This is a genomic window from Stenotrophomonas sp. HMWF023 (assembly GCF_003060985.1).
Classification (GTDB): Bacteria; Pseudomonadota; Gammaproteobacteria; order Xanthomonadales; family Xanthomonadaceae; genus Stenotrophomonas; species Stenotrophomonas lactitubi.
This window is the reverse complement of sequence record NZ_QAIJ01000266.1, coordinates 1-5,265: the sequence shown is the minus strand read 5'-3', so window position 1 is coordinate 5,265 and position 5,265 is coordinate 1. Positions and strand designations below refer to the sequence as shown.

Annotated in this window: 9 protein-coding genes, 1 tRNA gene and 2 pseudogenes; 8 read left to right on the top strand and 4 right to left on the bottom strand. The window is 65.1% G+C overall.

Features of this window, described 5'->3' with window-relative positions; all coding sequences use genetic code 11:
* The 6 genes and pseudogenes from DBR20_RS23280 to DBR20_RS15230 all read left to right on the top strand — a co-directional run.
* Window positions 1-750 (top strand): annotated as a pseudogene (locus DBR20_RS23280) (phenylalanine--tRNA ligase subunit beta); the annotation flags it as partial.
* Between the two features lie 27 nt (window positions 751-777).
* A complete protein-coding gene (locus DBR20_RS15245) occupies window positions 778-1,077 on the top strand; it encodes an integration host factor subunit alpha (protein ID WP_005410432.1) in 300 nt (99 codons plus the stop codon).
* Entirely contained in the window at window positions 1,058-1,414 is a 357-nt protein-coding gene (locus DBR20_RS15240; RefSeq protein ID WP_005410431.1) for a MerR family transcriptional regulator, read from the top strand. The genes DBR20_RS15245 and DBR20_RS15240 overlap by 20 nt, the downstream gene beginning before the upstream one ends.
* 67 nt (window positions 1,415-1,481) lie before the next feature.
* Window positions 1,482-1,558: transfer RNA gene (locus tag DBR20_RS15235), tRNA-Pro, on the top strand.
* 118 nt (window positions 1,559-1,676) lie between these two features.
* Complete coding sequence (locus DBR20_RS21935) at window positions 1,677-1,880, top strand: hypothetical protein (RefSeq protein ID WP_100460897.1); 204 nt, start codon at window positions 1,677-1,679, stop codon at window positions 1,878-1,880.
* Entirely contained in the window at window positions 1,874-2,215 is a 342-nt protein-coding gene (locus DBR20_RS15230) for a phosphotyrosine protein phosphatase (RefSeq protein WP_025876304.1), read from the top strand. Before DBR20_RS21935 ends, DBR20_RS15230 begins: the two co-directional genes overlap by 7 nt.
* Here DBR20_RS15230 and DBR20_RS15225 read toward each other — a convergent pair.
* Genes DBR20_RS15225 through DBR20_RS15215 form a run of 3 tightly spaced genes read right to left on the bottom strand, consistent with a single transcriptional unit; the run spans window position 2,185 to window position 3,559 of the window.
* A complete protein-coding gene (locus DBR20_RS15225; RefSeq protein WP_108266759.1) occupies window positions 2,185-2,634 on the bottom strand; it encodes a GNAT family N-acetyltransferase in 450 nt (149 codons plus the stop codon). The two genes, DBR20_RS15230 and DBR20_RS15225, sit on opposite strands and share 31 nt — an antisense overlap.
* On the bottom strand, window positions 2,631-2,984 hold the full coding sequence (locus tag DBR20_RS15220; RefSeq protein ID WP_100553080.1) for a DUF6713 family protein: 354 nt from the start codon (window positions 2,982-2,984) through the stop codon (window positions 2,631-2,633). The genes DBR20_RS15225 and DBR20_RS15220 overlap by 4 nt, the downstream gene beginning before the upstream one ends.
* 59 nt (window positions 2,985-3,043) lie before the next feature.
* Window positions 3,044-3,559, bottom strand: a complete 516-nt coding sequence (locus DBR20_RS15215) for a DUF3011 domain-containing protein (protein ID WP_108266758.1) — start codon at window positions 3,557-3,559, stop codon at window positions 3,044-3,046.
* A 93-nt stretch (window positions 3,560-3,652) separates the two neighbouring features.
* On the opposite strand from DBR20_RS15215, the gene DBR20_RS15210 reads away from it, so the two are divergent.
* Window positions 3,653-4,201, top strand: coding sequence for a hypothetical protein (locus DBR20_RS15210; RefSeq protein ID WP_258223383.1), 549 nt, complete (start codon window positions 3,653-3,655; stop codon window positions 4,199-4,201).
* Between the two features lie 21 nt (window positions 4,202-4,222).
* Here the strand turns inward: DBR20_RS15210 and DBR20_RS15205 are convergent, their stop codons facing one another.
* Window positions 4,223-4,915 (bottom strand): aspartate/glutamate racemase family protein, encoded by a 693-nt coding sequence (locus DBR20_RS15205; RefSeq protein ID WP_108266761.1) that lies wholly within the window; start codon window positions 4,913-4,915, stop codon window positions 4,223-4,225.
* Between the two features lie 160 nt (window positions 4,916-5,075).
* Here DBR20_RS15205 and DBR20_RS23275 point away from each other — a divergent pair.
* A pseudogene (locus DBR20_RS23275) lies at window positions 5,076-5,265 on the top strand (cation transporter); the annotation flags it as partial.

Sequence of the window (5,265 nt, the reverse complement as noted above, 5' to 3'; positions counted from 1 at the left end):
GGCCTGGTCGCTACCCTGGGCCGCAATGCCGCCCGCCAGCTGGGCCGCGTGCGCCTGTTCGAAATCGGCCGCGTGTTCGCCCAGCAGGCCGGTGACGCGTCGCTTGGCGAAAGCCGGCCGGCACCGCTGGAAACCTCGCGCGTGGCCGCTGCGGTCTGCGGTGAAGCGCAGGCGGTGCAGTGGGGCCTGCCGACCCGCAAGGTCGATTTCCATGACCTGAAGGGCGACCTGGAATCGCTGGCCGCTGCCAGTGGCGCGGTGCTGGAGTTCCGCCCGTCCACCCGTGCCTATGGCCATCCGGTACGTTCGGCCGAGGTCTTCCGCGACGGCCTGGCGATCGGCTGGATCGGTCAGATCCACCCGCGCCTGGCCAAGGCGATGGACATCGACGTGGACGTGTACGCCTTCGAGCTGGATCTGGAAGCGCTGTCCGCCCGTGCGCTGCCGCGCGCCGGTGAACTGTCACGCTACCCGGCGGTGCGCCGCGACCTGGCCTTCCTGGTGCCTGAGCAGGTGGCCTGGAGTGACCTGGCCGCGACCATCCGCCAGGCTGCCGGCCCGTTGCTGCGGGAGCTGAACCTGTTCGACCGCTACGTCGGCCAGGGCGTCGAGCCGGGATTCAAGAGTCTCGCTATGGGCTTGATTTTGCAGGACAAGTCGCGCACTCTGACGGACCGCGACGTGGAAGCGGTAGTGGCCGAGGCGGTCACTGCCATCGAGCGTGAACACCACGCCCGGATCCGCGGCTGAGCGGGCAGCACTCGGGGGTAGCAGGCAATGGCATTGACCAAGGCGGAGATGGCGGAAAAGCTGTTCGACGAAGTCGGTCTGAACAAGCGGGAAGCCAAGGAATTCGTCGACGCGTTCTTCGATGTGCTGCGTGAAGCATTGGAACAGGGACGTCAGGTGAAGCTGTCGGGCTTTGGCAATTTCGACCTGCGGCGCAAGAACCAGCGCCCGGGTCGCAACCCCAAGACCGGCGAGGAAATTCCGATTTCCGCCCGTACGGTGGTTACTTTCCGTCCGGGCCAGAAGCTCAAGGAGAGGGTGGAAGCTTATGCTGGATCCGGGCAGTAACCGCGAACTTCCGCCGATTCCGGCCAAGCGCTACTTCACCATCGGTGAAGTCAGCGAACTGTGCGACGTCAAGCCGCACGTGCTGCGCTACTGGGAAACCGAGTTTCCCAGTCTCGAGCCGGCCAAGCGCCGTGGCAACCGTCGTTACTACCAGCGCCACGACGTGCTGATGGTGCGGCAGATCCGCAGCCTGTTGTACGAACAGGGCTACACCATCGGCGGCGCGCGCCTGCGCCTGGATGGTCCGGATGCGCGCGAGGAATCGGCCTTGAGCAACCAGATCATCAAGCAGGTGCGGATGGAACTGGAAGAAGTGCTGCAACTGCTGCGTCGCTGACCCATTTCCGCCGTAATCCGCTATACTTCACGGCCCGCCGCACTGGCGGGCACATCGCAGCATCAGTCGGGGCGTAGCGCAGCCTGGTAGCGCATCTGCCTGGGGGGCAGAGGGTCGTCGGTTCGAATCCGGCCGTCCCGACCACTGTGATGAAACAGACAAGCCTGCGCAGCGATGCGTGGGCTTTTTTGTTGCGTCGTTGTATCCTGCGCGCACTCGTACTACCGCGGCTGCTGAACCCGGTACTCACGAGAATACGATCATGGAAACGCAAAGGAACCGCGCCTGGAGGCGCTCACAGTCGCGCCATCACGGCGGCGACCACACGGCACCCGTGCCGATCTTCAAGCCGGAAAAGAACTGGAAGCTGATGTATACGCGTGGCGACAAGCTGCTGCGGGCGCGCCAGCTGGGTTTCACCTATCCGGTCCTCAGCCCGCGGCAACTGCTGGATCAGGAATGTTGAACCTGTTGTTTGTCTGCAGCCGCAACCAGCTGCGCAGTCCCACCGCCGAAGCGATGTGGCAACGCCGGCCGGGTATCAGTGCGCGCTCGGCTGGCACCAGCCCGCACGCGCGCCGGCCCATCAGCCCAGCGGATATCCGCTGGGCTGATGTCATCTTCGTCATGGAGCCCAAGCACCAGCACCGGTTGCAGGCGAATTTCGCGCGGCTGCTTGAACATACGCCGTTGCACTGCCTGGATATCCCCGACGACTATCGCTGCATGGATCCGGCGTTGATGGCGCTGCTGGAAGCGAAGGTCGCCCCTTACCTCACATCGTCAGTGGCGAAGCGGTAGATCAGCTCCGGATCGCCTTCGTCGAGGCCGTGCACGATCCCGCACCTTACGAAGCCAGCGGCTGCCAGCAGCCGCTGCATGCTGGTATTGGACTGGTTGGTCGAGCTGAAAAGTCGAGTGCCCGCGCTGATCGACGTGGCATGCAGAAGCAACGCACGGCCGATGCCGTGTCTGCGCAGCGGCGCGGCCACCATCAGCATCTCGATGAAGGCCTCACCGAAGAAGTGCCGATGCTGGACCCGGTAGCCGGCCAGCGTGCCATCGAGCTCGGCAACGTGCATGTGGCCGTCCGTCAGCCACTGGCCGATCTGCGTGGCACGGCGTGGGTCATCGGCCGCAACGCTGTCCAGGGCGATCAGTGCCGGAAGATCCGTGCACTCGGCCGCGCGTAACCGAAGTGCTGGAGCCTGCAGGGTCATCGCCGACGGCTGCGCAGCAGCAATCCGCTGCCGCTGACCAGGCAGGCCAGAAGCGTGAGCAGCGACAGCGGCAGGTGGAATTCATCGCGACCGGCCGCAGCGAAGCCGGCATGGATGAGGGCGGTGCCGATACCCAGCACGCCGCACAACAGCGCGTAGCGGCGCGCAGAGCCCAGGCCGAGCACCACCTGGCGATAACCGTGCAGCAGTACGCCGATGGCAAGCAGGTTGAACAGCAGGAATCCCTGGATGCCACCGGGCACCTGGAACATCTGCCACTCCTGCCAGAACGCGGCATCGATCTGATGCAGCAGCAAGGACATCATCGTTGCCAGATACCAGCGTTCCATGCGGTGTTTCCTGCTGTGAGAGCCTCATTCTAGCGAGGATGGGTGCGCAGCCATCGCACTCAGTAGACGCGGAATTCGGCGCGGCAGCCGTCGCTGACCCATACGCCGCGTCGGTCCCAGCCCCAGTTGCGGTCCTCGGTGCAGGTGGTGACCGACTTCTGCTTGACCAGCCGCACGTCATGACGGACGCGGATGCGGCACTGTTTCTCCTTGTTTTCGTAGGATTCGCAGACCAGGCGCTCGCCATCGCGATCACGGTCACGGTCCCGGTCACGTCCAGGCCAACGGCCTCGCCCACGCTCTTCGGCGACGAATTCGGCGCGACAGCCATCAGTAACCCACAGCATGCCGCGGCGCTGTCCCCAGTTGTCGTCTTCCACGCATCGCGTCACCGACAGCTGCCGCGCCAGTCGCGCGCGTCCTTCGAACGGGCACTGCTGGGTCTTGTTGAAGTGTGATTCGCAGGTCGTGCGCGGCGATGACTCGCTGTCGTAATCCTGGGCCGAGACCGTGGTTGCGGCCAGCAGCAGGGCAAGCGCAGAACCGCCCAGGGGCAGTAGCAGGCGAAGGCTCATTGAAACCTCGGGTTGGGAATGGGACGCAAGAATGGCGCACGTGCGGCGCTTTGCGACGACCGGGGCCCGCGCTGGCTCAGGACGGATTTATAAGTGTCCGGCAGCGCATGCAGGGCGTTACATCCCGTATCATCCCCGGCACATCCGATTGCATCGGTTTACAGTTTTTTACACGTTCCAGCGCTTTCGAACGCGACCTTCGGGCCTCGCCCGTGGCTGCTGGCGCGGGTGCGGACAAGGATGTGCGGACCACGACGACCACAGGGGGTTGCGTTGATCAGCAGTATCGTCATTCATCGGTCGGCCGGCACAGGCGCGGTCGAAGTGCAGGTCCTGGACACGACGTTCAAGGGCAAGCGTGTTTTTGTTGCCTGGGGCCTGCGTGGCCTGGAATTGACCCGCCAAGCCGAGCCGGAAGATACGGTCGCGGCCCGGCGTGCCTTGCGGCTGGTTTCCCGCCAGGCCGACGGGCCGCGCAGCAGTGAGATTTTCATCGCCAGCCAATTTGGCGTGGCGATCAGCGTCTACCGGATGCTGACCGAAGCCCGCAGCGGCGACGCCGTGTTCTTCCTGTGCGATTCGCCAGCGGTGGTGGAATGGCTGGTCACTTCGCTGGAAGTGCAGCCCGAACCGACTGCGTGACCGGGTGCACGGCGATGTGCGTCATGCCAACGCCGCGTCTACCGCCGCGCGCGCATGCAGGGTCGTGGTGTCGAACAGCGGCACCGGGCTGTCTTCGGCACGTACCAGCAGCATGATCTCGGTACAGCCCAGGATGATCGCTTCGGCACCGCGGGCAACCAGGCGTTCGATCACCTCGACGTACACCTGCCGTGATCGCTCGCCGACCACGCCGGCGATCAACTCCTGGTAGATGATCGCGTGCACATCGCGGCGGTCGTCGGCCTCCGGAACCAGTACGTCCAGGCCGAAGCGCTCGCTCAGCCTGCCCCGGTAGAAGTCTTCCTCCATGGTGAAGGCCGTGCCGAGCAGGCCGACACGCTGCAGACCGGCCTGCACGATCGCCGTGGCGGTCGGGTCGGCGATGTGCAGCAGGGGCAGCGGGCAGGCCGCCTCGATCTCACCAACGAGCTTGTGCATGGTGTTGGTACAGATCAGCAGCAGTTCGGCGCCACCGGCCTGCAGCCGCTGGGCCGCATCGACCATCTCGTTGCCCAGGGCATCCCAGTCGCCGTCGTGCTGAAGCTGCTTGATGCGGGCGAAATCCAGCGACCACATCAGCAGCTGCGCCGAGTGCGCGCCGCCCAGCCGCGCGCGCACCTCTTCATTGATGAGGCGGTAGTACTGCGCCGAGCTCTCCCAGCTCATGCCACCGATCAGGCCAAGCGTCTTCATGCGTGTCTCCGTGCCGGGGAGCGCCATTGCAGCACAACCGGGGCCAGGCTGCTGCGTGCGAGCTTGGCCGGGGCGCACAATTGCAGATGGGCCCGTCGCAACCGCTGCCGACACGCCTGATCGGCGCGATAATGGGCCACGACAGGCAGAGGGCAGGGCGATGGGCGAATGCTGTGGCTGCGGCAAGACGCTGGATGTGGCAGCCATGCAGGCGCGCCACCGGCGGGTGCTGTGGATCGTGCTGCTGATCAACCTGGCGACCTTCCTGATGATGGTCGGTGCGTCGTGGCACAGCCACTCGTCCTCGTTGCTCTCCGGTGCGCTGGACAACCTGGGTGACGCTGCCACCT